This window comes from Duganella sp. 1411 (assembly GCF_017833525.1).
GTDB lineage: Bacteria > Pseudomonadota > Gammaproteobacteria > Burkholderiales > Burkholderiaceae_D > Rugamonas.
Genome location: NZ_JAFICD010000001.1, coordinates 814133 through 840994 on the forward strand (window position 1 = coordinate 814133; position 26862 = coordinate 840994).

Consider the following 26862-nt stretch of genomic DNA (forward strand, 5'->3'; position numbering starts at 1 on the left):
GAGCTCCCCTAGTTTACAGCAATATCAACCTCCCCGCGCGGTGACGGCGATCGTTGGACGGCATCGTATCGCGCGTCTTGAAGGACCCGACCAGCTGCGTCAACTCCCGCGCCTGCGCCTGCATCGCGCCGGCGGCCGCCGCCGCCTCCTCGACCAGCGCCGCGTTCTGCTGCGTGACGCCGTCCATCTCGCCGATGGCGGCGGCGACCTGGCCGATGCCGTGTTCCTGCTCGGCGCTGGCGGCGCTGATCGAGGCCATGATGGCGGTGACCTTGCGCACGCTCAGCATGATTTCATCCATCGTCGCGCCGGCGTTTTCGGCCAGCGCGCTGCCGCTGGCGATTTGTCCGGCCGAATCGTTGATCAGCGCCTTGATCTCCCTGGCCGCCGCCGCCGAGCGCTGCGCCAGGCCGCGCACCTCCGACGCCACCACCGCGAAGCCCCGTCCCTGCTCGCCGGCGCGCGCCGCCTCGACGGCGGCGTTCAGCGCCAGGATATTGGTCTGGAAGGCGATGCTGTCGATCACGCCGGTGATGTCGACGATCTTGTGGGCGTAGTCGTTGATCCCGGCCATGGTGCGCACCACCTCCGACACCACCTGGCCGCCCTTGCCCGCCACGTCCGACGCCGACAGCGCCAGCGCGTTGGCCTCGCGCGCGTTGCCGCTGTTCTCGCGCACCGCCGACGCCAGTTGCACCATCGCCGACGCGGTCTCCTGCAGCGCGCCGGCCTGGTGCTCGGTGCGGCGCGACAGATCCAGATTGCCGTTGGCGATTTCGCGCGAGGCCGAGTCGATCGCCACGGCGCCGTCGCGCACCCGGCCGACGGTGTGCGCCAGCCGGTCCGTCATGTGGCTCAACGCGTCGAACAGCTGGCCGATTTCGTCGGCGCGGCCATGCTCGATGACGACATGCAGCTCGCCGTCCGCCACCCGCCCGGCCAGCGCGACGGCCCGCGTCAGCGGCCGCACGATGCTGCGCGTCAGCAGCACGGCCAGCCCGGCGCCCAGCGCCAGTGTCGCCGCCCCGAGGCCGGCCAGCAGCGCGCGGCTGCTGTGGAACTGGCTGGCCGACAGCGCGGCCAGCGCCCGGGCCTCCCGCGTTTGATGGTCCAGCAGTTTTTGCAGCGCGCCGGTGTAGGCGGCGAAGGCGCCGGCGAGCCGGGTGTCGAGCATCGCGCCCACCTCCTGTATCCGCCCGCCGTCCTTCAACTTGAACAGATCGGCGCGCAAGGCCAGATACGCGGCCTGCCGCGCGCCGACCGCGCGCAACAGGGCGCGCTCGGCGTCGTCGGCCGGCATGGCGGCCAACTGGCGCTCCATCGCGGCCGCCACCTTGTCGCCGGCGACCAGCTGCGCCTGGAAGATATCGGCCACCTCCAGACTGTCGCTGCGGGCGATCGAGATCGCCCGCAGGCCATTGAGCTCGGCCACGCCCAGCAATTCGGAGGTGAGCTGCTGCTTGGCCAGCTTTTCATCGACCAGGTTGGAGGCGGTGTCGTTGGCCGACTGCAGGCGCCACAACGACACGCCGGACATGCAGGCCATCGCCAGCAGCAGCGCGGCGAACGACGCCATCACCCGCGTGCCGGTGTTGAATTGAGGGAGTTTCATCGCGAAAGTTCTTCCGAGTAATTAATGTTATGACATCGACATCAATCACTATACGCGGCGAATATGACGCCCTAATTACCACACGGCAATTAACACGGAATGATCAAGCCACGGGCGTCGGCGGCGGGCGGCCGCCGAAGTAAGCCAGCAGGTTGTCCACCACCAGTTGCCCCATGGCGTGGCGGGTTTCCACGGTCAGGCTGCCCACGTGCGGTGTCAGCACCACGTTATCGAGCTCGCGCAGCGCGGCCGGCACGCGCGGCTCGTCGTCGAACACGTCGAGCGCCGCCATGCCCAGCGCGCCGCCGCGCAGCGCCGCGATCAGCGCCTGCTGGTCCACCAGCGAGCCGCGCGCGATGTTGACCAGCGTACCCTCCGGCCCCAGCGCCGCCAGCACCTCGGCGTTCACGGCGTGCCGCGTGGCCGCGCCGCCGGGCGCGCACACCACCAGATAGTCGCTGGCCCGCGCCAATTCCAGCAACGAGGCGCTGCGCTCCTGCGCGACGCCGTCGATGGCGCGTGGCTGGAAGTACATCGCCCGCATGCCGAAGGCCTCGGCCCGCGCGGCCACCGCCTGGCCGATGCGGCCGAAGCCGAACACGCCGCACACCTTGCCGCGCAGCGCGCGCGTGGGCGCCAGCGGCTGGCCGGCCTCCCAGGCGCCGCCGCGCACGTAGCGGTCCAGCGCCGGCAGGCGGCGCGCCGCCGCCAGCAACAACGTCAGCGCCAGATCGGCCACGTCGTCGGTCAGCACGCCGGGCGTGTTGGTGACGACGATGCCGCGCGCGCGGGTCGCCTCCAGCGCCACGGCGTCGGTGCCGATGCCGTTGACGGCGACGATTTCGAGCGCCGGCAGCTGCTCCAGCAGCGCCGGGCCGACGCCGATCGCGCCGGTGGTCAGCAGGCCGCGCACGCCGGCGGCCACGCCGCCGATATACGCCGCCTGCTCCCCGCGCGGCTGGCGCCAGGCGTGGTGGCATTCAAAATGGCGGTCCAGCTGTTCCATGACCGCGGCGGAGGGGCTGGCGGCCAGCACCAGTAGTTGAGGTTTCATAACGCAGGCTTCATGTGGGGGGGGGCCTTGTGTGGCAATGCTCATGCCGATTGTACAAGCGGCGGCGAATTCGCGCCGCAAGCATGGACTTTCAGCCGGCTATTCCGTATGCTGATAATTACTTGCCGGGAGTGTGCCCTGATTTGAACAACCATGCCCCATCGCCGCATGCCTGTATCGCCGCCCTGCGCCGGCTATATCGTGCCGTCCTGCGTTCCCGCGCCGCCCTCGCGCCGGCGGCCCGCCTGTGCCTCCTGGCCGGCGCCGTGTGGTTCGGCCCCGCCATGGCCGGCGTCGAGCGCTGGGACAAACTGGCCACCCCGTTGTTCGAACACCTGGGCCTCGAACAAGGCTTGCCGCATCCGGTCAGCATGGCGCTGGCGCAGGATGGCGACGGCTACATCTGGATCGGCACGCAGAGCGGCCTGGCACGCTGGGACGGTTATCACGTGCGCAGCTTCCACCACAACGCCGGCGACGCCAGCAGCCTGCCCGGCGACTTCATTCAAACGCTGCATGTCGACCCGCGCGGCCGCCTGTGGGTCGGCACCGCCGCCGCCGGCGTGGCGATGTACGACAACCGCAAGGAACACTTCGTCCGCCTCAACGAGGAATTGAGCCGGGGCCTGGTCAGCGCCATCGCCAGCGACGCCAAGGGCAATCTGTGGATCGGCACGCCCACCGGGCTCAAATTCTACGACGCCATCCGCGGCACCGTCAAAAGCCACACCCGCGAGACCGCGCCCGGCCTGCCGGACAACCAGATCCGCGCGCTGCTGGTGGACCGCGCCGGCAACCTGTGGATCGGCACCGGCACCGGCCTGGCGCGGATGAAGCCCGGCGGCGCCATCGCCACCATCCCGGTCGCCGCCGGCCAGGGCGGCTGGAGCGACACCGTCATGGCGCTGGGGGAGAACAGCCGCGGGCAGATCGCCTTCGGCACGCTTAAAAGCGGCATCGGCACCGTCGATCCGCTGGCCGACAGCGGCCACCTGCTGGCGCCCAAGGGCGTCAAGGACATGGAATCGAACATGGTGCTGTCGGTCGTCGAGAGCACGCCGGGCACCTGGTGGGCCGGTACCTACGGCGGCGGCATCGTCGAATACAACACGGCCAAGGACCGCGGCACCCGCATCCTGCACCAGCCGGCCGTCTCGTTCAGCCTCAGTAATGACCGCACCGCCGCGCTGCTGCGCGACCGCAGCGGCATGATCTGGGTCAGCACCGAGCGCGGCGTCGACATCTACGACCCGCACAGCGAGAGCATCGATTCGGTGTTCGGCGCCGAGGGCGAGCAGGAGGCGGCGGTCACCGCGCTAATGACCGACAGCGGCGGCGAGGTGTGGATCGCGCTGGCCGACCAGGGGATCGACATCGTCGCCACCGACGGCACCCGGCGCGCGGCGCTGCGTCCCGACCCGCACCGGCCGGAGACGGCGCTGCCCAACCGCGTGGTGCTGGCGCTGGCCGAGGCGGCGCCGGGCGAGGCCTGGATCGGCACCCAGCTCGGCTTGTACCGCAGCAAAGGCGGCGGGCGCGCCGTCACCCGCGTGGCCCTGCCGCAGGACACCCCCTATCCCCGCATCGGCACCATCTTCCAGCGCGACGGCCGGCTGTGGCTCGGCACCTTCGAGGGGCTGCTGCGCTACGACGTCGCCGCCGGCACCATCGCGCGCTACGTCCAGGGTCCGCCCGAGAGCGGAGGCCTGACCGACAACCGCATCCACGCGGTGGTCCCCGACGCCGACGGCTCGCTGTGGATCGCCACCCGCAACGGCCTCAATCGGCTCGATCCGGCCACCGGCAAGGTCGAACAGATCCGCGCCGCGCCGGCCGTCGCCGGCGCGCTCTCGGAAGCGGTCATCAGTTCGCTGGTGATCGACAGCCGCGGCAGGCTCTGGGTGGGCACCTACGGCGGCGGCATCTGCGTGATGACCGGCCGCGACGCCAAGGGTGCGCCCGTGTTCGAGCGCGTCGGCGTGGCCGAGGGGCTGTCGACCGGCACCATCATGGCGCTGCGCTCGGACCCGGCCGGCCGCATCTGGGCCGCCACGTCGGACAGCATCGCCGTGGTCGACGCCACCACGCTCAAGGCGCGCGCGCTCACCCGCGCCGACGGCCTGGCGTTCCGCACCTTCTTCATCGGCGCCAGCACCGTCACCAAGGAGCGCGACCTGCTGTTTGGCGCCACCTCCGGCATGGCGGTGGTCTACACCGGGCGCCTGAACGACTGGGGCTACCGTCCGCCGCTGGTGATCAGCGCCGTGCGGGTCGACCAGCGCGCGCTCACCCCGGACCAGTTGAGCAGCCCGGAAGGTCCGACCCTGACGCTGACGCCGGACACCCAGAACTTCGAGGTGGAGCTGGCGGCGCTGGACTTCTCGGCGCCGCAGCGCAACCGCTACGCCTACCTGCTGGAGGGCTTCGACCGCCGCTGGACCGAGGCCGACGCCAGCCGCCGGGTGGCCAGCTACAACCGCCTGCCGCCGGGCACCTACCGCCTGCGCCTGCGCGGCAGCAACCGCGACGGCCTGTGGAACGTCGATGAACTGTCGCTGCGGGTGGTGGTGCCGCCGGCCTGGCATCAAACCTGGTGGGCCAGGACCGGCTATTTTCTGATCGCCTGCTTGCTGGCGTGGGCGCTGGTGCGCTGGCGCGTGCGCCAGCTGCACAACAAGGGGGAGATGCTGCAGGCGCTGGTCTACTCGCGCACGCGGCACCTGGAAAAGCTCAACGCCATCGTCAAATCCATCAACGAGCAGCTCGACTTCGACGCGCTGCTGCAGACGATATTGCAGGAATCGACCGTCATCAAGGGCATCGATTCGGCCCTGGCGCTGGTGCGCGAAGCCGGCACCGAAACCATGACCTTGCGCGCGGCCTGGGGCCGCATCGACGCCGCCACCGACGCCTACAGCGTCGACCTGCGCCAGGCCGAGCTGCGCTACGCGCCGCCCGAGTGCATGATCGCGCCCGATATTTTCGAGATCCACCACGAGCAATCGCTGCCGGGCGACGTCTGCGCGATGCTGTCGGTGCGGGTGGTCATCGACGGCCAGGTCGAGGGCTATCTGATCTTCGAGAACTACCAGTACCAGACCAAGTTCGAAGCGAGCGACCTCGATCTGCTCAAGGCGCTGAAGGAACCGTTCGTGTCGGCCTACCAGAAGGCGCGGGCGCTGCGCATGATCGAACAGGCGCGCGCCAACGCCGAAGCGGCCACCCGCGCCAAGAGCGAGTTCCTGGCCAATATCAGCCACGAGATCCGCACGCCGATGAACGCCATCCTCGGCTTCGCCGGCCTGGGCACCCACCTCGACCTGCCGCCGCAGCCGCTGGACTACTTCCGCAAGATCGGCCGCGCCGGCCAAAGCCTGCTCGAGATCATCAACGACGTGCTGGACTTCTCCAAGATCGAATCGGGCAAGCTGGAACTGGAGGCCCTGCCCTTCGACCTGCCCGACACGCTCAACCAGCTGGCCGACCTGTTCTCGTGGCGCGCCGCCGAACGCGGGCTGGAACTGGTGATCTGGGCGGCGCCGGACGTGCCGTCGAATTTGCTGGGCGATCCACTGCGCCTGAGCCAGATCCTGGTCAACCTGGTCGGCAACGCCCTCAAGTTCACCGCGCGCGGGCACATCGAACTGCGGGTCGAGCGCGATCCGCACATCGACGCCGCCGCCATCGCCGTCGGCGCGTGCGCGCTGCGCTTCACCGTCGAGGACAGCGGCCTGGGCATCAGCCACGAGCAGCAGGCGCGCCTGTTCCAGGCCTTCGCCCAGGCCGACGCCAGCACCACGCGGCTGTATGGCGGCACCGGACTGGGACTGGCGATCTCGCAGCAGCTGGTGCGCAAGATGGGCGGCGTGATCGCCGTCGACAGCGAACCGGGCGTCGGCAGCAGCTTCAGTTTCACGGTGCAGCTGCAGCCGGCCGCCGACCAGACGCCGCGCCTGCCGCCGGTGCCGGCGCAGGTGCTGGGCAAGCGGGTGCTGGTGGCCGACGATTGCGAAGCGACGCGCCACATGCTGACGATCCAGCTGCGCGCGCTGGGGCTGCAGGCGCGCGCGGTGGCCTCCGGCGCCGGCGCCGTGGCCGCGCTGCAGATGGAACCATACGACATCCTGCTGATCGACGCCGACATGCCGGACATGGACGGCGTCGAAACGCTGCGCCGCATCGCCGCCGATCCGGAGCTGGCGGCGGTGCCGGCCATCCTGATGGTCACCGCCTACGCGCGCGAGCACGATAGCGAGGCCGCCCAGCAAAGCCGCCGCACGCCCTTCATCGACAAGCCGGCCAACCCCTACCTGCTGCGCGGCGCCGTCCTGGCCGCGCTGGGACTGGACGCCGGCCAGGCGGCCGTCAAGCTGTCGGCGCCGCCGTCGTTCGCGGTCCAGCGCATCCGCGGCGCGCATGTGCTGGTGGTCGACGACAACGGCATCAACCAGCAGGTGGCGAGCGAAATCCTGCAGCGCGCCGGCGTGCGGGTCGACTTGGCCGGCAGCGGCGAGGAGGCGGCGCGCATCATCCACGTGCGCCAATACGACGCGGTGCTGATGGACATCCAGATGCCCGACATGGACGGCTACCAGGCCACGGCGCTGATCCGCGCCGACGAGCGCCACGCCGCGCTGCCGATCATCGCCATGACCGCGCACGCGGTGGCCGGCTACCGCGAGCGCTGCCTGGGCATGGGCATGAACGACTACGTCACCAAGCCGATCGATCCGGACACGCTGTACGCGGTGCTGGCCACGTGGGTCGAACCGGATCCCGGCCGCGCGCCGGCCGACGAGGCGGACGCGCCGCGCGCCGGCGCGGCGGCGCCGGCGGCGCAGCCGAACCCCCGTCCCGGCATCGACATGGAGGCCGCGCTGGAGCGCCTGGGCGGCCACGGCGCGCTGCTGACGCGGCTCCTGGGCCTGTTCGCCCACGATTTCGGCGCGAGTTTGCAACACATTCATGATGCAATCGACGACGGCGATCTGGCGCGCGCGGCCGAGCTGGTGCACAAGATTCGTGGTGCGGCTGGAAACATTTCCGCGCCAGACCTGTTCGCGGCGGCGACCGCGCTCGAGGACCGGCTCAGAGAGCAGGAAACCGCCCTGCCCGAGCTGTTGCGCGCTTTCGCCCAGGCGTTCGAGCTGGTCATGTGCAGCGCGCACGCCGAGCTGGCCAGGCATACACCGGCGCCGCCGGCGGACACCGCGCGCACTCACTAGCATCTTGCCATGCAAAAATACCTTGAGGTCGGTCAATCTTTGTCCTAGGATGGACTTGCGTATTGATACGCATCAACTATCCCCCTGACATGAAAGGTGACGAAATGGCCTCGCACTCTCCGCAAGATCTCGACCTGCTGCTGTCCAAACTCTCCGGCGACGACGGCTTCCGCCAGAGCTTCCTGAGCGATCCGCAAACGGCGCTTGGTGGCCTGGGCATCCGCATCGACGCCGGCCAGATTCCGGCGTTGCGCAGCCTGCCATCGAAGGAAGTGCTCGCCGCCAACCGCCACGCCATCAAAGGCAAGCTGGAAAACGCCGCCGGCGCAATCCCGTTCTTCCTCTCGGGCCAGCGCTAAGCGCATCCGCTAAAACATCTAGAACATCTAAAACATCTAAGAGATCTAAAACACGTAGGGCGGATTAGCGCAGCGTAATCCGCCATGCGTGCTCCGTCGGCGGCTAAGGCTCATACCTCATCTCGACGGTATCCTGCGCCCCCGACGCCGCGCCGCAACCGCAGACCGCCACCACCATATCCTTCAGCGGATCGAGCCCGAAGGCGCGCTCGATATCGACCTCGTTGACGGCCGCCGTCACAAAGGCGGGCATGCCCGCTTCCGTGGCCAGCAGATAAAACGTCTGCGACAAATGCCCGGCGTCGAGCAGCAAGGCGCGATACGCCTTGGCGTGATTACGGTACTTCCAAAAGTTACGCTCAACGCGCGCCACCAGCACCACCATCATCGGCGCATCGACAAACCAATCCTGATCGGCCACCATGCGCATCGCCAGTTCGGCCGTCTGCGCGGTGTCCATCGCCACCAGCGGCTCGAGCGCGTGCCGCACCGGATGGTAGTGATACAAACCGGGCGCCACGCCCTCCACGCGCTGCGCCAGCACGTAAGCCTCGGTCGGATGCAGCCCACCGGCGGAAGGACTTAGCTTTTTCAGCACGAAGGCATCCGGCGCCATCTCACGCTCGCCCTGCGACCCGAAGGCGCGCTGCAGCAGGCGCGAGGCGGTGGCCAGCGGCAAAATGGCGGCGGGATCGAAATTACGTCCGGTGTAGCGCTGGAACAGCGTCTCGTCCAGGCCCGCGCGCTCGGCGGAAGGCAGCAACAGCGCGGTACCGGCGTCGGCGCGTTCGATGGCCGGTGCCGGCGGCGTGCCATAGGACTCGACCAGCTCCTCGAAGCTCGGGAACTGCATGCCCTTGTCGACCCGCATATCGCCCCAGCGGCTGAACATGTGCGCGGCGGCCGACAACGGCCGCCAATGCTGCGCGCGCAGCACCTCGTCGCGTTCGCGCAGCGCCGCGCCTTCGGGCGCATCGCTGACCAGCAGTCCCAGTGCGAGCAGGCGCGCGATCACGTCCACCGACGATTGCTGCTCGCAGGCGGCGCGCTCGCGCCACAGCGTCAGGCTGATGCCGCCAAGGGCCAGCATCTCGTCGTTGCCGATCTCGATCTCCACGCCCAGATGGGGCGCCAGCGCGACCCAGCGCACCGTCGCGCCCAACGCGCCCTCGCCCGCGAACAACGACGACCAATCGAGATCGAGATTCTCGCGGGGCTCGACGAACAGCACTGCGCAACGTCTGATTAGCATGATGGTTCACCTCATAACGAGCCGCCAACGCATCAAGGTGGGCGCGGAGATCCTTGCATTGGCACCAACACATTGTACGCCCGCGATCCAGAACCTCCACGTCCGCGGCGCGGATCCGCCGGTACCTACTTCCGTCGTTTCAATTCGCTGTAAAAATTCTCGTGCGATCCAATGTTCAACAACAGCACAGACTCAGGCGTGATCTTGTTGGGATGAGGCTGGTATGCAAGCAAAACCTCTTGCTTGTTGAGCTTGAATTTATGCACAAAAATTCCCGCAAGATCGCCTTTTTTTTCTTCACCAATTGACGGATCGTTAGCAACGGCCTTTACCGCCTTGTCCACCGCGAGCTTTTCCTTGTGATGCAGCCTTTTGACTGCCTTTGCGAAGGTTGGCGTGACGAGAATTTCGAGCACCTCAGTCCCCGAACTTGTATGGAGTTAGCATCCCCGCTTTGGCCTCCTGCGCGGCAAGCAAGGTGTCCTTGATGAACTGTAGCGGCAAGGTGGGGTTATCCTCGACCGCCTTACCCAGCCGTGCCCAATATTCAATCTGCTTGGGTACAGAGCGGTGCTCCGCAGCGGCATGAGGCTTCGCCATTTCAACCAGGTCATCCGACAACTTCAAAGCAATAGCCATATGATCACCTCCCAAAAGTTGGTTTCAGTCTGCCACCAAACGCAACCTTTTACAACAAAAATGGGCGATTGAGAGGATGTCCAAGTACGAAGGCGACGGCGCACCGGAATATACTTTCATCACCATGAGACATTCAAAAGGAAAAATCATGAGTAAGGTTGCCGACAGTATCCGGCGTGGTCTCCAGGAGGCGATCGTCTTTGCCGAGGGCGCTGCGGACACTAACACCTACAAAGTGCATGTGCCCAAGAAGATAGACGTGAAGGCGATCAGGTGCAAACTCGACATGACACAGGAAGAGTTTGCCGGTCGCTTCGGCTTCAGTGTCAACACGCTGCGCCACTGGGAACAAGGCTCGCGCCAGCCCGAGGGCCCGACGCGAGCGTATCTACTGGTCATCGAGCGTGCCCCGACGGCTGTACAAGAAGCGTTACTGTCGTCTAGTTAGCCAGCGGCCAGCGCGCCAGAGTCGTATAGGACGGCTGGTTCTGGCCGATGCGGCTGTGCAGCAGCACCAGCTCTCTCACGCGCCACCGTATCGCCGGCACCGGTTCCGGCGCGGCGGTGACATCGTCATACAGCAGCGTGACGTGCGGCGTGTAGCTGGCCGGATTGCCGGCGATGCCGGCTTTGAGCAACGCTTGCGCCAAACTTTTGTAAAGCGCCGCCAGACCCACCACGCCGTCGCCGCCGGTCAGCACGAACGGCCGGTTGCGGGCGCGGTTGACGAAGGTCTGCGCGACGTCGAAGGCGACGTCGAACGCCGGCGTGACGGCAGCCACCGACGCCGCCGCCTGCTGCGCGCGCGCCACCACGCTGGCCGGCATGCCGGGGAAGTCGCCCAGGTTGCACAAGGTCGCGTGCAATTTCGCGTCGACGATCGGCCGGCCACGCATGCCGTGGCGCGCCTTCAAGTCGGCCGTCAACGCATGGATGTCGGCGATCGCCGCGCCATCCGGCATCACGGCGAAAAATATGCGGTCCGTCAGTTCCGGCTCGGGTTCGAAACCGGGAAATGAAGCTTGTGTCATGCGCTAAATCCAAAAAATTATTTGACCCGCTGCTTTTCCAGCTTGCGCGCCAAGGTGCGGCGGTGCATGCCCAGCCGCCGCGCCGCCTCCGAGATATTGAAGTCGGTCTCCGCCAACACCGTGTGGATATGCTCCCATTCCAGCGTCTTGATCGACGTCGAGCGGTTGGTCAGCTCCAGCTCGGCCGCGCCGGCGACGTGTTCGAACGCCGCCTCGATGTCGTCGGTGTTCGACGGCTTGGCCAGATACTGGCAGGCGCCCAGCTTGATCGCCTCGACCGCCGTGTTGATGCTGGCGAAGCCGGTCAGCACCACGATCAGCATCTCCGGATCGTGCTGGTGCAGCATCTGCACGCAGGCCAGGCCGGACGAGTTACCCTTCAGTTTCAAGTCCACCACGGCATAGCCGGGCGAGTTGTCCACCAATATGGCACTGGTCTCGTCGACGTTCTCGGCCAGCAGCACCTTGTAGCCGCGCCGTTCGAACGAACGGCCCAGGGTGCGGGCGAAGGCCGCGTCGTCTTCGACCAGCAACAGCAAACGTTCAGTAGTCATGATGTGTTGGTTCCGGTTTGATTTCGATGGCCGACAACGGCAGCGTCAAACGCACCATCGCCCCACCCTGTTCCAGATTGCTGGCGGTGACGGCGCCGCCCAGGGTGCGCGCCACGTTCACCACCAGGAACAGGCCGAGCCCTCCGCCCGGCCGTCCTTTACTGGAATTATACGGTTTGCCGAATTGCGCCAGCGTCGCCTCGGCGAATCCGGGACCGGCGTCGGTCACCCGCAGCACCAGCGCGTCGTCCTCGCGGCTGGCCTCCATGCGCAGCCACTGCGGCGAGGCCTCCAGCGCGTTATCGAGCACATTGCAGATCATCTGCTTGAGCGTCGAATCGGACACCACCGGCAAATCGGGATCGATGCGGTTCTCGAACTCGAACGCCACCACCGGGCGGCCGACGCGCCACTCGGCCACCACCTCGTCGAGGAAGGTGTTGATGGTGGTGGCGGCCGACGATTCGCCGCGCGTCTCGCCGGCCGACAGCAGGATGCCGCTGACGATGGACTTGCAGCGCTTGAGCTGCGTTTGCATCTCGGCGATCTCTTCCAGCAGCACCGGGTTGCCCTTGAACTCGGGCATGTGCTTCCAGTCGCCGAGGATCACGGCCAAGGTGGCCAGCGGCGTGCCCAGCTCGTGCGCCGCGCCGGACGCCAGCAGGCCCATGCGGATGATGTGCTCCTCCTCGGCCGCGCGCTGGTGCAGCGCGGCCAGCCGCGCGGCGGTGGTGCGCATGTTGCGCGTGATGCGGCTGATGAACACCACCAGCAGCGCCGCGTCGAGGATGAAGCACACCAGCATGCCCTGCACGTACAGGCTGAGGATGCCGCGCTCGTGGTCCTGCGGCAGCCGCAGCGGTTCCGAGAACAGCGCCAACCAGGCGATGCAGGCGCCGGTGACGGCGACGATGGTCCAGGTCGACCAGGCCTCCAGCAGCACCGCGCCCAGGATCACGTGCAGCAGGTAGAGGAAGACGAAAGGATTGGTGGCGCCGCCGCTGAGGTACAGTTGCGCGGTCAGGCTGGCCACGTCCACCGTCAGCGCCAGCAGCAGTTCGTTGTTGGAGACGAACTGGTTTTCCTGCCAGCGCAGCGTGCTGGCGATGTTGAAGGCGATCAGGCAAGCCAGCACATTGAGCATGGCCGGCATCGGCAGTTGGACGTCGAGCAGTTGCGAGGCGGCAGCGATGGTGGTGATCTGGCCGATGACGGCGATCCAGCGCAACTGGATCAGCTGTTGCATGTTCTTGTGGCCGGCCGCGTGGGTGATGGTGTTGGCCGAGGCTTTCACCGCCGCCAGCGGCTCGACCACCGGCGCGTTCGGGCGGCCGCGATCGTAGGGATTCTGGTTTTTTGTCGCCATTGTTGTTTTTCCAGGTATGACGGTTGTCGTGGGGCGTGTCGGGCGGCGGTCCACCGGGCGCGCCGTCGGCGGCTCAACGATGGCGGATTACGGCGTTCCGCCTAATCCGCCCTACGTGGAACACGGGCCTGCACGCGTAGCCGCAGCGGAAACACGTAGGGCGGATTAGCGTAGCGTAATCCGCCATCGTTGAGCCGCCAACGGCGCATGCATGGCCGATTACGCGCCCCTACTTGTATCCCGCGCGACCCACCAGGCCGCGCCCGCCACCATCAGCGCCAGCGCGAACCAGGTGACAGCATAAACCAAATGGTTGTTGACGAAGGAGATTACCGTCAGCCCGCCCACCGGCCGCACACTGTCGCCGGGCAGCTCAACCTGCGCCGAGGCCACATCGGCGTCGACATAATACGGCGCCACCGCCGGCAACCCGCGCGCCTGCGCGATCGCCCGCAGATCGCGCGTGTACCAGTAATTGCGCGCCGGCTCGTTGGCGCGCAGCGAACTGGCCTTCTCGCTCATCCGCAGCAAACCGGTGACCGTCACCGCCGCCCCGCCCCGAGCCGCCGCGCAGGCTTCGGCCGGCGCCGCCGGCGGCGCCGCCTGCGGACTCCAGCCGCCATCCCCGGCCGGCACGAAGCCCCGGTTGACCATGACGATCCCGCCATCCGGCGTGCACAGCGGCGTCAACACCCAATAACCGATGCCGCGTTCGAGCGAGGCCAAGGTCCACGTGCTCGACGCCGGCAGATACACGCCGCTGACGCGCACGCGCCGGTACTCGTCGTCCCCGGCGTTCAGCCGTGGCCAGTCGGCGACGCCGGGCGCCGCCACCGGCGCCGCGTGCACGCGCTGCTCCACCCGCTCGATCAGCGCCAGCTTCCACTGCAACCTGAATATTTGCCACGTTCCCAAAGCAAAAAACCCTGCGAACATCACCCCGGCCACAAGGGCCAGGATGACGCGCAGGGCGCGGGAACGTTGGCGCGATGCGCCAGCCGTCATTTCATGTCGTGCATGTCGTGCACATCCGTACCCATCGAAGGCATCATGTTCAGGTTCATATGGTACATGACCCAGATCGAACCGGCCAACACGATCACCAGCAGCACCAGGGTGAACAGGGTGGCCAGCAGCGACCAGCCGCCTTCGCTCTTGCCGTTCATGTGCAGGAAGTAGACCATGTGCACCACCACCTGGACGGCGGCGAAGGCCAGGATCACCGCGGCGGTGGTGCTGGACTTGTCGAACACCTTGGCCATGACCAGCCAGAACGGAATCGCGGTCAGGATCACCGACAACACGAAGCCGATCGCGTAGTCCTTCAGGCTGCCGTGGGCGCCCTCTTCGCCGTGGCCGTGATCGTCGTGGCCATGGCCATGGCCGGCGTGGTTGTGTGGCGCGCTCATGGCAGAACTCCCATCAGATAAACAAAGGTAAAGACACCGATCCAGATCACGTCCAGGAAGTGCCAGAACATCGACAGGCACATCAGGCGGCGCTTGTTCTCGCCGGTCAGGCCGTGCTTACCGAGCTGGAACATCAGCGTGATCAGCCAGATCGAACCGAAGGTCACGTGCAGGCCGTGGGTGCCGACCAGCGCGAAGAACGAGGTCAGGAACGCGCTGCGCTGCGGACCGGCACCGATGTGTATCAGGTGCATGAACTCTTCGATCTCCAGGTACAGGAAGGCCATGCCGAACAGGCCGGTGACGCCCAGCCAGATGATGGTGGCCTTCAGGTTCTTGCGCTGCGAGGCGATCATGGCGAAGCCGTAGGTGATCGACGACATCAGCAGGAAGCCGGTGTTGACGGCGATCGTCGACAACTCGAACAGCTCGGCGCCCGACGGCCCGCCCGCGTAATTGCGGCCGAGCACGGCGTAAGCGGCGAACAGGCCGGCGAACAGCAGGCAGTCGCTCATCAGGTAGAGCCAGAAGCCCAGCAAGGTGCCGTTCTCCGGGTGGTGGTCGGCTACATAGTAGCGCGCGCTTGGGTCGTCGCTCAGGGCGGCGTTAGCGGTAATATCAGACATGGCTTTCCAGCAAACGAGTGTGCGCTTCTTCGGTACGGACAACTTCTTCCGCCTTGATGTAGAAATCGCGCTTGTAGTTAAAGGTGTGGGTGATGATGGCGGCCATCATGGCGACGAAGCCGATGATGGCGAGCGGCCACATCTGCCAGACCAGGGCGAAGCCCATCACGAACGACAGCGCCGAGATGATGAAGCCGGCCGCCGTGTTCTTCGGCATGTGGATGTCCACAAAGCCCTTGGTCGGACGCTGGTAGCCGTGCGCCTTCATGTCGGCCCAGCTGTCGCTGTCGTGCACCACCGGGGTGAACGCGAAGTTGTAGTCCGGCGGTGGCGACGAGGTCGCCCACTCCAGGGTACGGCCGCCCCATGGGTCGCCGGTGACGTCGCGCAGCTTGGCGCGGTCGCGCCAGCTGACATAGATCTGCATCAGGAACGCGCCGATACCGCCGGCGATGATCAGCGCGCCGATGGCGGCGATGACGAACCATTTCTGCAGCGACGGGTCCTCGAAGTGGTTCATGCGGCGGGTGACGCCCATGAAGCCCATCACGTACAGCGGCGTGAACGCGACCCAGAAGCCGACCAGCCAGCACCAGAAGCAAACCTTGCCCCAGAATTCGTCGAGCTTGAAGCCGAACGCTTTCGGGAACCAGTAGTTCATGCCGGCGAACAGGCCGAACACCACGCCGCCGATGATGACGTTGTGGAAGTGGGCGATCAGGAACAGCGAGTTGTGCAGCACGAAGTCGGCCGGTGGCACCGCCAGCATCACGCCGGTCATGCCGCCGATGACGAAGGTCAGCATGAAGCCCACGGTCCACAGCATCGGCACGTCGAAGCGGATACGGCCCTTGTACATGGTGAATAGCCAGTTGAAGATCTTGGCGCCGGTCGGGATCGAGATGATCATCGTCGTAATGCCGAAGAACGAGTTGACGCTGGCGCCCGAACCCATGGTGAAGAAGTGGTGCAGCCACACCAGGTACGACAGGATGGTGATCACGACGGTGGCGTACACCATCGAGGTGTAGCCGAACAGGCGCTTGGCGCTGAAGGTCGAGACGATTTCCGAGAACACGCCGAACACCGGCAGGATCAGGATGTAGACTTCCGGGTGGCCCCAGATCCAGATCAGGTTGACGTACAACATCGGGTTGCCGCCGAGGTCGTTGGTGAAGAAGTTGGTGCCGACCATGCGGTCCAGCGACAGCATCGCCAGCGTGACGGTCAGGATCGGGAAGGTGGCCACGATCAGGGCGTTGGTGCACAGCGCGGTCCAGGTGAAGACAGGCATCTTCATCAGGTCCATGCCCGGCGCGCGCATCTTGACGATGGTGGCGATCAGGTTGACGCCGGACAGGGTCGTGCCCACCCCGGCGATCTGCAATGACCAGATGTAGTAGTCAACCCCCACGTCGGGACTGGCCATGATGCCCGACAGCGGCGGGAACGCCAGCCAGCCGGTCTTGGCGAATTCGCCGACGAACAGCGACACCATCGTCAGCATGCCGCCGAAGGTGGTCATCCAGAACGAGAAGTTGTTCAGGAACGGGAACGAGACGTCGCGCGCGCCGATCTGCAGCGGCACCACGTAGTTCATCAGGCCGGTCACCAGCGGCATCGCCACGAAGAAAATCATGATCGTGCCGTGGGCCGTGAAGACCTGGTCGTAGTGGTGCGGCGGCAGGAAGCCGGCGTTGTCGCCGAAGGCCATGGCTTGCTGGGCGCGCATCATCAGCGCGTCGGCGAAGCCGCGCAGCAGCATGATGATGCCCAGGACCATGTACATGATGCCGATGCGCTTGTGGTCGATACTGGTGATCCAGTTCTTCCACAGCGGGCCCCACAGGCGGAATTTGAACATGACGGCGAGGAAGGCCAGGCCGCCCAGCGCCACCATGGCGAAGGTGCCGATCAGGATGGGCTCGTTCAGCGGGATCGATTCCCACGACAGGCGACCCAGGATCGGGTGGTGAGGTGTCAAGGTGTGTTCAGACATGGTCATTCTTTACGGATAGGTTGGGCGGTGGCGGCAACGTCGGTCTCACAGACGTCCTTGTCCAGCGCTTTGACTGCGGCCGCCGCCTTGATGCGTGTGGCGTCCTGGTGCATCAGGGTGTTCATGCAGACCGAACCTTCGACGACGCAACGGTTCAGCACGAGGTCGTACAGCCCCTTGTCAACGGTACCGAAGTGCATGATCGGGTGCTTGATGGTCGGCTTGTCCAACGCCACGTACTCGGCGCGGGTCAGCGCGCCGCCGGCACGGGTCTTGGCGACCCAGGCGTCGAAGTCGCCCTGGTTCACGCCGTGGTACTTGAAGCGCATCTGCGAGAAGCCGGCGCCGCTGTAGTTCGACGAGAAGCCGTCGTACACGCCCACCTTGTTCATCACCGCGTTCAGCTGCGTCTCCATGCCCGGCATGGTGTAGACCATCCCGGCCAGCGCGGGGATGTAGAACGCGTTCATCACCGTCGACGAGGTCATCTTGAAGCGCACCGGCACGTCGATCGGGGTCACCAGCTCGTTGACGGTGGCGATGCCCTGCTCCGGATAGATGAACATCCACTTCCAGTCCATCGCCACGACCTGGATTTCCAGCGGCTTGACGCCGGCGGCGATCGGCCGGTGCTCGTCGAGGCGGCTCAGCGGACGGTACGGGTCCAGCAAGTGGGTGTAGATCCACGTGATGGCGCCCAGCACGATGATGATCAAGAGCGGCGCGCCCCAGATCAACAACTCGAGCTTGGTCGAGTGATCCCAGTTCGGTTCGTACTTGGCGGAGGTATTTGACCTCCTATAGCGCCAAGCGAACAGACAGATCAAAATCATAACGGGTACGATAATCAACAGCATCAACAATGTGGAAACAATGACAAGGTTTCCCTGCTGAGCGGCGATATCTCCGGACGGGTTCAGCACGACCGTGTTGCAGCCTGCAAGCCACAACAGCGGTACGAGGAATAGTCCACGACGAGCGATAGGAGGAATCATGCGGTAATTTACGTTACAGGATATGGATAACATGCTACTGTACCTATTACGGAATGTTCTTGCCATTGGACACTTTGTCCTAGTGGTCCGGGGACATGATCGTAATAAAAATTTATTTACATACGAGACGAGACCATGGCCAACACGACTACATTAACGGGCGTCCAAGCTGGCGTCCAAGAGCATCACCAAACCAGCCAAGGCGCCCGCAACATCAATGCCCGCGACGGCGACATTTCACCAGGCGAAATCGCCATCGGCGTGGTCATCGGCCGCGCCTCCGAATACTTCGACTTCTTCGTCTACGCGATCGCCTCGGCGCTGGTGTTCCCGTCGGTGTTCTTCCCGTACGAGAGCCGCCTGGACGGAACACTATACGCCTTCGCGATTTTCTCGCTCGCCTTTATCGCCCGCCCGCTCGGCACTGTGGCATTTATGGCGGTGCAACACCGGTTCACCCGTGAAACCAAGCTGATGCTCGCGCTGATGGTGATGGGCGTGTCGACCGCCGGCATCGCCTTCCTGCCGGACTACGCCACCCTGGGCACGACCTCGATCGTGATCCTGTCGCTGCTGCGGGTCGGCCAGGGCATCGCCCAGGGCGGCTCGTGGGACGGCCTGCCGTCGCTGCTGGCGCTGAACGCGCCCGAGCACAAGCGCGGCTGGTACGCCATGCTGGGCCAGCTGGGCGCGCCGATCGGCTTCATTATCGCCGCCGGCCTGTTCGCCTACATGATGGCCACCCTGAGCTCGCTGGACTTCCTCGACTGGGGCTGGCGCTATCCGTTCTACGTGGCCTTCGCCATCAACGTGGTGGCGCTGTTCGCCCGCCTGCGCCTGGTGACCACGCATGAATACTCGCACCTGCTCGACGAGCGCCAGCTGGAGCCAGTCAGCGTTGTCGAATTGATCAGCAAACAGGGCCGCAACGTCGTCATCGGCGCGCTGGCCGCGCTGGGCAGCTACGCGCTGTTCCACCTGGTGACGGTGTTCCCGCTGTCGTGGATCAGCCTGTATTCGCCACGGGCCGTGTCCGGCTTCCTGCAGGTGCAGATGGTCGGCGTCGTGCTGATGACCATCGGTATCGTCATTTCCGGCCTGGTGGCCGACCGCTACGGCCGCCGCCGCACCTTGGGCACGCTGGCCATGCTGATCGCCGTCTTCAGCGCCGCCGTGCCGTCGCTCATCGATGGCGGCGAAACGGGCCAGGACATCTTCATCCTGCTCGGCTTCTCGCTGCTGGGGCTGTCATACGGCCAGGCCGCCGGCGCCGTCACCGCCAACTTTGAACAGCGCTTCCGCTACACCGGCGCGGCGTTGACGTCGGATCTGGCGTGGCTGGTGGGCGCCGGCTTCGCGCCGCTGGTGGCGCTGGGCGTGTCGGCGCACTTCGGCCTGGCGTATGTGGGCCTGTACCTGCTGTCGGGCGCCGTGGCCTCGCTGGCCGCGCTGAGCCTGAACCGCCGGCTCGATATCCGTAACTAGCAGCAACAAATATAATAAGATGGAATAAATCCATGCTTCAGTAAGGCGGGGCCGCGATCGCGGCCCCTTTTCTTTCAGAGGAGACAACATGAAAGTATGCATCGTCGGTGCCGGCGCCATTGGCGGTTTCATCGGCACCCGTCTCGCGGCCGCGGCCGCATGCGATCTGAGCGTGCTGGCGCGCCGCGCGGCCCTCGTTTCACTCAAGGAACATGGCTGGCGGCTGCGCCAGGGCGACGTGCTGACCACGGCGCCGGCGCGCGCCAGCGACAAGGCGGCCGAACTGGGCCGCCAGGACGTGGTCATCGTCGCCGTCAAGGGCCAGGGGTTGGCGGCCGTGGCGCGCGAGATCGGCCCGCTGCTCGGCCCCGACACCGTGATCCTGCCGGCCATGAACGGCGTGCCGTGGTGGTTCGGCCAGGGCGTGCCGGCCATCGGCGACCAGCCGCTGGCCAGCGTCGACCCGGAGGGCACGATCACCGCCGCCCTGCCCTACGCCCAGGTGCTCGGCTGCGTGGTGCACGCCAACACCTCGTCGCCGGAGCCCGGGCTGGTCGCCCACAAGGCCGGCAACGGCCTGATCATCGGCGAGCCGGCTGGCGGCGAGTCGGCGCGCGCGCGCCAGTTGGGCGCGCTGCTGGGCGGCGCCGGCTTCGACGTCACCGTGTCGGACAACATCCGCTACGCCATCTGGTACAAACTGTGGGGCAACATGACGATCAACCCGGTGTCGGCGCTCACCGGCGCCACCGCCGACCGCATCCTCGACGATCCGCTGGTGGCCGAATTTTGCCGCGCGGCCATGCGCGAGGCGGCGCTGATCGGCGAGCGTATCGGCTGCCACATCGACGAGACGCCGGAACAGCGCCACCTGGTCACACGCAAGCTGGGCGCGGTCAAGACCTCGATGCTGCAGGACGCCGACGCCGGCCGCATGCTGGAGCTGGACGGGCTGGTGGGCGCGGTGCGCGAAATCGGCCAGCGGCTGGGGCTGCAGACGCCCAACATCGACGCCCTGCTCGGCCTGACGCGCCTGTTCGGCCGCGTGCACGGCCTGTATCCGCACTGAGGAGGAAAAAAGGACGCAAAAAAGGGACGCCAGCGCGGCGTCCCCGTGCGGCGCGGGCCGGCTCACATGCCCAGCGATAAACGCGTGCCCAGGATGCTGAACGGCGTTTGGCGCAGCGTGCCCGGACGCCACAGCATGCCGCCGCCGATGTGGTTGTTATCGATGAAGTTGAACTGCATGTCGAGGCGGCGCGCCGCATCGGTGCTGCTGAGCAGATTGGTCAGCGTCGGTCCCAGCAGGCTGACCAACGAAAAACCTTCGACCGGCACCGGCGAGTAGCCGGTCAGCAGCGGTACCGACAAGGTGCCCTGCAGCTTGAACAGCGAAAACTCGACGGTACTCACTTGCTGCGCCTGCTCCATGATGGCCGATACGTCGCCGGTCTGCAGCGCCTCCAGATCGGTGTAGCGATAGCGCAAGGTGCCCAGCAGCGTCAAGCCCTGCGGACTGGTCAATAACAAGTTATAGACAATCTCATCCATCATAACCTCCTTAGGTTAAGCCACCCACGCGGGCGCGCGTCGGTGGCCACAGCAACAATGACAACGGCAAACATCCGGCCGCAAGCGCGGGCCAGACATTCAGCTTACCGAGCCGGGCGTGCCGCGCCATGATCAGATCGACATTTGCGCGATATTGATCCGTCATCGGCTGGTCACAATCGGCGCGTAAGCTGTGCCCGGACCACACCGAGGAGCATTGCGTGAAATTGAACGAACAGGAATTGCTGGAGCGCGTGCACCGCGAGCTCACCGACAGCTACGACGAGGAGCTGGAGATGGAACTGGAGGACCGGGAAATCGACCCGGTCACCAAGCTGGTCATCGAGACCGAGCGCACCGAGGCGGCCAAGGCCGCGCGCCGACATTACTTCCGCGAACTGTTCCGCCTGCAGGCGGAGCTCGTCAAGCTGCAGGACTGGGTGGTCCACACCGGCCACAAGGTGGTGATCCTGTTCGAGGGCCGCGACGCCGCCGGCAAGGGCGGCGTCATCAAGCGCATCGTGCAGCGCCTCAATCCGCGCGTGTGCCGCGTCGCCGCGCTGCCCGCGCCCAACAACCGCGAGCGCACGCAATGGTATTTCCAGCGCTACGCCTCGCACCTGCCGGCCGCCGGCGAGATCGTGCTGTTCGACCGCAGCTGGTACAACCGTGCCGGCGTCGAGCGCGTCATGGGTTTCTGCAGCGACGAGCAATACGAGGAATTCTTCCAGACCGTGCCGGAGTTCGAGCGCATGCTGGCGCGTTCGGGCATCCAGCTGATCAAGTACTGGTTCTCGATCTCGGACGAGGAACAGAACGCGCGCTTCCTGGGCCGCATCCACGACCCGCTCAAGCAATGGAAGCTGAGCCCGATGGACCTGGAGTCGCGCCGGCGCTGGGAGGAATACACGAAGGCCAAGGAAATCATGCTCGAGCGCACCCACATTCCGGAGGCGCCGTGGTGGGTGGTGCAAGGCGTGGACAAGAAAAAGGCCAGGCTCAATTGCATCCACCACCTGTTGCAGCAGATGCCCTACGTCGAAGTCGAGCATCCGGCGATCCAGCTGCCCGAGCGCGAGTACCACGACGACTATGTGCGCCGCCCGGTGCCGTCCGAAATCATCGTTCCCGAGATATACTAGCGGCTCGACCAACCTCCAACGGGAGCGAACATGACCCTCGGAACCATCACGCCCATCCTGCGCATATTCGACGAAGCGAAGGCGCGCGAGTTCTACGTCGATTTCCTGGGCTTGGAGGTCGACTGGGAGCACCGTTTCGAGCCGGGCATGCCGCTGTACCTGCAGGTGTCGAAGGATGGCTGCGCGCTGCACCTGAGCGAACACCACGGCGACTGCAGCCCCGGCGCCGCCGTGCGCATCGTCACCACCGACATCGACGCGCTGCACGCCGCGCTGGCGGACAAGCGATATAAATACGCCCGCCCGGGCATCGAAACGGTGCCATGGGGCGGGCGTGAAATGTCGATCAAAGATCCGTTCGGCAACCGGCTCACGTTCGTGGCCGCCGACGACGCGGAAGTGAGTCCCTGAGCGGATCCCCGGACATCACGCGGTCTCGTCCTGCGGAGCCGCCTGGTCCTGTTCCAGCATCTCGTCTTGCAGACCCAAGGGAAGCTGGGTGCCCAGCAAGCTCAACACCAGCTCGCCGAACTGCCCGCGCCGCCACACCAGGCCGCCGGCGATGGTCTGCAGGTCGAGCAGGTTGAAGCGCACGTCGGCCGGGCGCGCCGGGTCCGTACTGAGCAGCACTACACCGATGGGCCCGGCGGCGGTGCCCAGCGCGACGCCTTGCAGCGGCACGGGGTGCAAGCCGGTCAGCAAGGGCACCGACAGCGTGCCCTCCAGCTGGAACACCGCCACTTCGACGGTGACCGGCTGCGGCGCCGCCGCCAGCATGGCGGCGACGTCGACCGGGCGCGTGAGCGCATCCAGGTCGGTGAAGTGGAAACGCAAGGTGCCCGGCAGGCTTAAGCCGAACCTGCCCGTCAACAACAGACTGTAGATAATCTCGTCCATCATAACCTCCATCCAGATTGAGTGGTCACCACGCGCGCGGCGATAGTGACGAAGAGTTTGCTTGCCCGACGCGGTGCCGCTACATGCCGAATCCGCGCTGCGTGCCCAGCAGGCTGAACTTCAGTTCGCGCGCCGTGCCGACCTGCCAGATCATGCCGCCGCCGATGTGCGTGGCGTCGAGGAAGCTGAACTGGATGGTGAGCGGGCGCGCCGGATCGGCGCTGTTGAACAAGGCGTTCAATGGCAACGGCACCATGCCGAAGCTGAAGGCCAGGCCCTCGATCGGCACCGGACGCAGACCGCTCAGGAACTGCACGGCGATCGAGCCTTCCAGCCGCTGCACGTCCATATTGATGAAGGGCCGCTCGAGCGACTCGGCGAGCAAAGCGGAAACGTCGGCGGTACCTTTGGCGGCTTCGAATTCCGTGACGCGGAAGCGGAGCGTGCCCAGCAGCATAAAACCCTGCGGGCTCTTCAACAGTAGATCGTAGATAATCTCATCCATCATAACCTCCATGCGGGTTGAGCGGCCACCACGCGCGAGCAATGGTGACAGGGGGAACTTCCCTGCCTGACGCAGGCAGTAGTCCAGCTTAGCCGCCCCATCCGCACGCATGATGATCAGATCGATGTTTGCTGCGCCCCGCGCGCGTTGTCCGCCGCCGCCGCGCGCCGCGCGCCGCCCATGCCCAAGAAAAAAGGGCGCCACTCACGCGACGCCCTTCTCCCGATTGCCGGCGGCGGCCCGTCGCCGCCTCACATGCCGAACGGCTGCTGCGTCCCGAGCACGCTGAACACCAGCGCGCCCGGTTGGCCCGGGTGCCAGGACATGCCCCCGCCGATATGCGTGGAGTCGATCGGATTGATTTGCAGGCCGAGGCTGCGCGTCTGGTCGGTGCTGTTGAGCAGCACGGTCAGCAGGCCGGCCACGCTGCCGAAGCCGGCACCACTGATGGGCACCGGCGTGGCGCCGGTCAGCAGCGGCACCGAGATCGTCCCCTCCGCCCCGAAGGCGAACAGCCCGATGTTGGGATGCTGCAGCGCCTCGTCCATCAGCGCGTGGATGTCGCGCGTGCCGGCGGCGGCGGTGTCAAAATTCAGGCGATAGCGCAAGGTGCCGAGCAGGGTCAAGCCCTGCGTGCCCTTCAACAGCAGACTGTAGATAAACTCGTCCATCATGACCTCCGTCTAGGTTGAGTCGTCACCAAGCGCGAGCAATAGTGACGAAGAGAACTTCCCGCCCGATATGGCAGAAAGTTCAGCTTACCCAGCCCAGCGGAACGCAGTATGATCAGATCGACATTGACGGCGGTTCGTCGGCGGATCAATACGCCGTTTGCGTGTAGGGTCGCGCGGCGGCGCCCTTGCCCCAGTCCTTGTTCGGCTGCGCCGACATCGTGAACACCAGCTCGCCGCCCGCCATGATCTGCTCGTGGCGCAGGAAGGTTTGCGCCAGCGGCTTGCCGTTCAAGCTGACGCCGGCGACGTAGTGGTTGCCGGTGCCCATGCCCTGCGCGCGTATCGTGAAGGTCTTGCCGTTGGGCAGATTCATCACGGCCTTGTCGAGGAAGGGCCGGCCGATGACGTATTCGTTGCTGCCCGGCGCCACCGGATAGAAACCCAGCGCCGTGAAGGCCAGCCAGGCCGACATCTGCCCCAGGTCGTCGTTGCCCGACAGGCCCTGCGGCGTGATGTTGTACTGCGAGGCCACCACCTGCGTCAGGCGCTGCTGCGTTTTCCATGGCGCGCCGGCGAAGTTGTACAGGTAGGCCACATGATGCGACGGCTCGTTGCCGTGCGCGTAGTGCCCGATCAGGCCGGAGATGTCCTCCATATGCGCGTAGACGTTGTCGTCGACCTTGGCGTCGAACATCATGTCGATCTTGTTTTGCAGGCCGGCATCGCCGCCCAGCATCTTGATCAAGCCGGCGTTGTCGTGCGGCGCGTACCACGAATACTGCCACGCGCTGCCCTCGGTGTAGTCGCTGCCGAAGTTGGAACGCACCGGATCGAACGGCTCGCGGAACTGGCCGTCCGACTTTTTCGCGCGCAGGAAGCCGGTCTTGGTGTCGAACGAGTTGCGGTAGTTCTGCGCGCGCTGGTAATAGCGGGCAGCGACATCGCGCTTGCCCATTTTCTCCGCCATGCGCGCGATGGTCCAGTCGTCGAACGCGTATTCGACCGTCTTCGACGCCGCCTCCGGCTCCAGGTCGATCGGCACGTAGCCCAGCTTCATATAGTGTCGCAGGCCGCCGTAAGGCCCGTACTCGGCGCTGCTGGTCATCGCCTTGAGCGCCGCCTCGGCGTCGAAGCCCTTCATCCCCTTCATGTAGGCGTCGGCGATCACCGGCACCGCGTGGTAGCCGATCATGCACCACGTCTCCAGGCCGTGGTACTGCCACACCGGCAGGATGCCGTACGGGCTGGCCTGCTGCGAGGCGATCAGCGAACGCACGAAATCGACGTTGCGCCGCTCCGGCTGGATCAACGTCAGCAACGGATGCAGCGCGCGGTAGGTGTCCCACAGCGAGAAGGTCGAATGGAAGCGGAAGCCGTCGGCCAGATGGACCTCGTTGTCCGGCCCACGATAGCGGCCGTCGCGGTCCATGAACAGCCCGGGCGCCAGCATGCTGTGGTACAGCGCCGTGTAGACCATGGTTTTCATCGGCGCGGCCGCCTCGATCGCCACCGCGCCCAGCGCCTCGTTCCAAGCGGCGCCGGCCTGCGCGCGCTCGGCGTCGAAATCCCAGCCCGGCATCTCGGCCAGGTTGGCGATCGCGCCCTCCTCGCTGACGGCGGAAACGGCGACCTTCACCAGCAGCTTGCCGTCGGCCGGCACGCCGAATTCGAGCGCGCCCACCAGCGCCTTGCCCTCGACGAAAGGCTTGTCCTCCGGGCCGCTGCCCGGGCCGGCGAAGCCCTTGTACTCGATATCGGTCTCCATATTGCGCAGCGAGCGCGCCGTCAGCGGCCGCGAGAACGCGATGGCGAAATACAGCTGGCGTCCGGCGGCCCAGCCGCGCGTCTCGCGCATGCCGGTGATCAGGCGGTCGTCGCGCACGCGCAGCCGCGACCACAGGTTCTTGGCCTTGTAATCGTAGATGCTGGCGCGCAGATCCAGGATCACCTTGGCCGGCGCGCCCGCCGCGTAGCGGTAGCGGTGCATGCCCACCCGCTCGCTGGCGGTCAGTTCGACGTCGACCTCGTTGTCGAGCAGCTTGACGGCGTAGTAGCCCGGCTCCGCGCGCTCGTCCTTGTGGCTGAAGCGCGAGCGGTAGCCGCTGAACGGCCGCTCGGGATAGCCCGGCTCCAGTTTGGTCTCGCCGCTATAGGGCATCAGCAGCACGTCGCCCAGGTCCGAATGGCCGCTGCCGGAAAAGTGCGTGTGCGAGAAGCCGAGGATGCTGTCGTCCTCGTAGCGGTAGCCGGCCGCCCACGGGTAGCTCTGGCGGAACGGCCGCACCTGCGTGTCGGGACTCAGCTGGATCATGCCGAAGGGGCGCGCCGCGCCCGGGAAGGTGTGGCCGTCGCCGCCGGTGCCGATGAACACGTCCACCGCGGCGGCGGGCGTGCCGGGCGCCGCTTGCGCGGACGATATCGATGGCCACAACATGGACAGCGCCAGCGCGCCGGCCGGCAGGTATTTCAGCGTATTCATTGAGCTCC

25 protein-coding genes are annotated in these 26862 nt (G+C 66.0%); 7 read left to right on the forward strand and 18 right to left on the reverse strand.

Annotated elements, in window-relative coordinates:
• Nucleotides 1-13 precede the first annotated feature (13 nt).
• Together JOD97_RS03165 and JOD97_RS03170 are read right to left on the reverse strand one after the other, a co-directional pair.
• The gene (locus JOD97_RS03165) at nucleotides 14-1612 is read right to left on the reverse strand and encodes a methyl-accepting chemotaxis protein (protein WP_209713197.1); all 1599 of its coding nucleotides are present in this window, start codon (nucleotides 1610-1612) and stop codon (nucleotides 14-16) included.
• A 103-nt stretch (nucleotides 1613-1715) separates the two neighbouring features.
• Complete coding sequence (locus tag JOD97_RS03170; RefSeq protein ID WP_209713199.1) at nucleotides 1716-2666, reverse strand: 2-hydroxyacid dehydrogenase; 951 nt, start codon at nucleotides 2664-2666, stop codon at nucleotides 1716-1718.
• Nucleotides 2667-2809: 143 nt separating this feature from the next.
• On the opposite strand from JOD97_RS03170, the gene JOD97_RS03175 reads away from it, so the two are divergent.
• Nucleotides 2810-7891, forward strand: coding sequence for a two-component regulator propeller domain-containing protein (locus JOD97_RS03175; RefSeq protein ID WP_229264166.1), 5082 nt, complete (start codon nucleotides 2810-2812; stop codon nucleotides 7889-7891).
• 104 nt (nucleotides 7892-7995) lie between these two features.
• Nucleotides 7996-8250, forward strand: a complete 255-nt coding sequence (locus tag JOD97_RS03180) for an NHLP-related RiPP peptide (RefSeq protein ID WP_209713203.1) — start codon at nucleotides 7996-7998, stop codon at nucleotides 8248-8250.
• A 103-nt stretch (nucleotides 8251-8353) separates the two neighbouring features.
• Here the strand turns inward: JOD97_RS03180 and JOD97_RS03185 are convergent, their stop codons facing one another.
• From JOD97_RS03185 to JOD97_RS03195, 3 genes are all read right to left on the reverse strand, one after another.
• The gene (locus tag JOD97_RS03185) at nucleotides 8354-9502 is read right to left on the reverse strand and encodes a putative peptide maturation dehydrogenase (protein WP_209713205.1); all 1149 of its coding nucleotides are present in this window, start codon (nucleotides 9500-9502) and stop codon (nucleotides 8354-8356) included.
• 125 nt (nucleotides 9503-9627) lie between these two features.
• The gene (locus JOD97_RS03190) at nucleotides 9628-9918 is read right to left on the reverse strand and encodes a type II toxin-antitoxin system RelE/ParE family toxin (RefSeq protein WP_209713207.1); all 291 of its coding nucleotides are present in this window, start codon (nucleotides 9916-9918) and stop codon (nucleotides 9628-9630) included.
• Between the two features lies 1 nt (nucleotide 9919).
• On the reverse strand, nucleotides 9920-10141 hold the full coding sequence (locus JOD97_RS03195) for a hypothetical protein (RefSeq protein ID WP_209713209.1): 222 nt from the start codon (nucleotides 10139-10141) through the stop codon (nucleotides 9920-9922).
• A 76-nt stretch (nucleotides 10142-10217) separates the two neighbouring features.
• On the opposite strand from JOD97_RS03195, the gene JOD97_RS03200 reads away from it, so the two are divergent.
• Complete coding sequence (locus tag JOD97_RS03200) at nucleotides 10218-10589, forward strand: DNA-binding transcriptional regulator (RefSeq protein ID WP_229264167.1); 372 nt, start codon at nucleotides 10218-10220, stop codon at nucleotides 10587-10589.
• Here JOD97_RS03200 and thpR read toward each other — a convergent pair.
• The 8 genes from thpR to cyoA form a co-directional block, all read right to left on the reverse strand.
• On the reverse strand, nucleotides 10582-11172 hold the full coding sequence (gene thpR, locus JOD97_RS03205; RefSeq protein ID WP_209713211.1) for an RNA 2',3'-cyclic phosphodiesterase: 591 nt from the start codon (nucleotides 11170-11172) through the stop codon (nucleotides 10582-10584). The two genes, JOD97_RS03200 and thpR, sit on opposite strands and share 8 nt — an antisense overlap.
• A 17-nt stretch (nucleotides 11173-11189) precedes the next feature.
• Complete coding sequence (locus JOD97_RS03210) at nucleotides 11190-11726, reverse strand: response regulator transcription factor (RefSeq protein ID WP_209713214.1); 537 nt, start codon at nucleotides 11724-11726, stop codon at nucleotides 11190-11192.
• A complete protein-coding gene (locus tag JOD97_RS03215) occupies nucleotides 11716-13092 on the reverse strand; it encodes an ATP-binding protein (RefSeq protein WP_209713216.1) in 1377 nt (458 codons plus the stop codon). The genes JOD97_RS03210 and JOD97_RS03215 overlap by 11 nt, the downstream gene beginning before the upstream one ends.
• Nucleotides 13093-13311: 219 nt before the next feature.
• Nucleotides 13312-14097, reverse strand: a complete 786-nt coding sequence (locus JOD97_RS03220; protein WP_209713218.1) for an SURF1 family protein — start codon at nucleotides 14095-14097, stop codon at nucleotides 13312-13314.
• A complete protein-coding gene (gene cyoD / locus JOD97_RS03225; protein ID WP_209713220.1) occupies nucleotides 14094-14501 on the reverse strand; it encodes a cytochrome o ubiquinol oxidase subunit IV in 408 nt (135 codons plus the stop codon). The genes JOD97_RS03220 and cyoD overlap by 4 nt, the downstream gene beginning before the upstream one ends.
• Nucleotides 14498-15127 carry a cytochrome o ubiquinol oxidase subunit III gene (cyoC, locus tag JOD97_RS03230; protein WP_209713222.1) on the reverse strand — a complete coding sequence of 210 codons (630 nt, stop codon included), beginning with the start codon at nucleotides 15125-15127 and terminating at the stop codon, nucleotides 14498-14500. Before cyoC ends, cyoD begins: the two co-directional genes overlap by 4 nt.
• Complete coding sequence (gene cyoB, locus JOD97_RS03235; protein ID WP_373999774.1) at nucleotides 15120-17132, reverse strand: cytochrome o ubiquinol oxidase subunit I; 2013 nt, start codon at nucleotides 17130-17132, stop codon at nucleotides 15120-15122. Before cyoB ends, cyoC begins: the two co-directional genes overlap by 8 nt.
• Nucleotides 17129-18121, reverse strand: coding sequence for a ubiquinol oxidase subunit II (cyoA, locus tag JOD97_RS03240; RefSeq protein ID WP_209713226.1), 993 nt, complete (start codon nucleotides 18119-18121; stop codon nucleotides 17129-17131). The genes cyoB and cyoA overlap by 4 nt, the downstream gene beginning before the upstream one ends.
• A gap of 135 nt (nucleotides 18122-18256) precedes the next feature.
• On the opposite strand from cyoA, the gene JOD97_RS03245 reads away from it, so the two are divergent.
• On the forward strand, nucleotides 18257-19606 hold the full coding sequence (locus tag JOD97_RS03245) for an MFS transporter (protein ID WP_209713228.1): 1350 nt from the start codon (nucleotides 18257-18259) through the stop codon (nucleotides 19604-19606).
• Between the two features lie 88 nt (nucleotides 19607-19694).
• Nucleotides 19695-20675, forward strand: coding sequence for a 2-dehydropantoate 2-reductase (locus JOD97_RS03250; RefSeq protein ID WP_209713230.1), 981 nt, complete (start codon nucleotides 19695-19697; stop codon nucleotides 20673-20675).
• A 62-nt stretch (nucleotides 20676-20737) separates the two neighbouring features.
• Here JOD97_RS03250 and JOD97_RS03255 read toward each other — a convergent pair whose 3' ends face one another.
• Nucleotides 20738-21157 carry a hypothetical protein gene (locus tag JOD97_RS03255; RefSeq protein ID WP_209713232.1) on the reverse strand — a complete coding sequence of 140 codons (420 nt, stop codon included), beginning with the start codon at nucleotides 21155-21157 and terminating at the stop codon, nucleotides 20738-20740.
• Between the two features lie 296 nt (nucleotides 21158-21453).
• Between JOD97_RS03255 and ppk2 the strand changes: the two genes are divergently transcribed.
• Both ppk2 and JOD97_RS03265 read left to right on the forward strand, forming a co-directional pair.
• A complete protein-coding gene (gene ppk2 / locus JOD97_RS03260; RefSeq protein ID WP_373999827.1) occupies nucleotides 21454-22299 on the forward strand; it encodes a polyphosphate kinase 2 in 846 nt (281 codons plus the stop codon).
• 30 nt (nucleotides 22300-22329) lie between these two features.
• Nucleotides 22330-22710, forward strand: a complete 381-nt coding sequence (locus JOD97_RS03265) for a glyoxalase superfamily protein (RefSeq protein ID WP_209713234.1) — start codon at nucleotides 22330-22332, stop codon at nucleotides 22708-22710.
• Nucleotides 22711-22725: 15 nt separating this feature from the next.
• On the opposite strand, the gene JOD97_RS03270 is transcribed toward JOD97_RS03265, so the two are convergent.
• The 4 genes from JOD97_RS03270 to JOD97_RS03285 all read right to left on the reverse strand — a co-directional run bounded on the left by JOD97_RS03270 (nucleotide 22726) and on the right by JOD97_RS03285 (nucleotide 26854).
• Entirely contained in the window at nucleotides 22726-23199 is a 474-nt protein-coding gene (locus tag JOD97_RS03270; RefSeq protein ID WP_209713236.1) for a hypothetical protein, read from the reverse strand.
• 76 nt (nucleotides 23200-23275) lie between these two features.
• Complete coding sequence (locus tag JOD97_RS03275; protein WP_209713238.1) at nucleotides 23276-23701, reverse strand: hypothetical protein; 426 nt, start codon at nucleotides 23699-23701, stop codon at nucleotides 23276-23278.
• A 251-nt stretch (nucleotides 23702-23952) separates the two neighbouring features.
• A complete protein-coding gene (locus JOD97_RS03280; RefSeq protein WP_209713240.1) occupies nucleotides 23953-24375 on the reverse strand; it encodes a hypothetical protein in 423 nt (140 codons plus the stop codon).
• A 145-nt stretch (nucleotides 24376-24520) separates the two neighbouring features.
• Nucleotides 24521-26854 carry a GH92 family glycosyl hydrolase gene (locus tag JOD97_RS03285; protein WP_209713241.1) on the reverse strand — a complete coding sequence of 778 codons (2334 nt, stop codon included), beginning with the start codon at nucleotides 26852-26854 and terminating at the stop codon, nucleotides 24521-24523.
• Nucleotides 26855-26862: the final 8 nt, after the last annotated feature.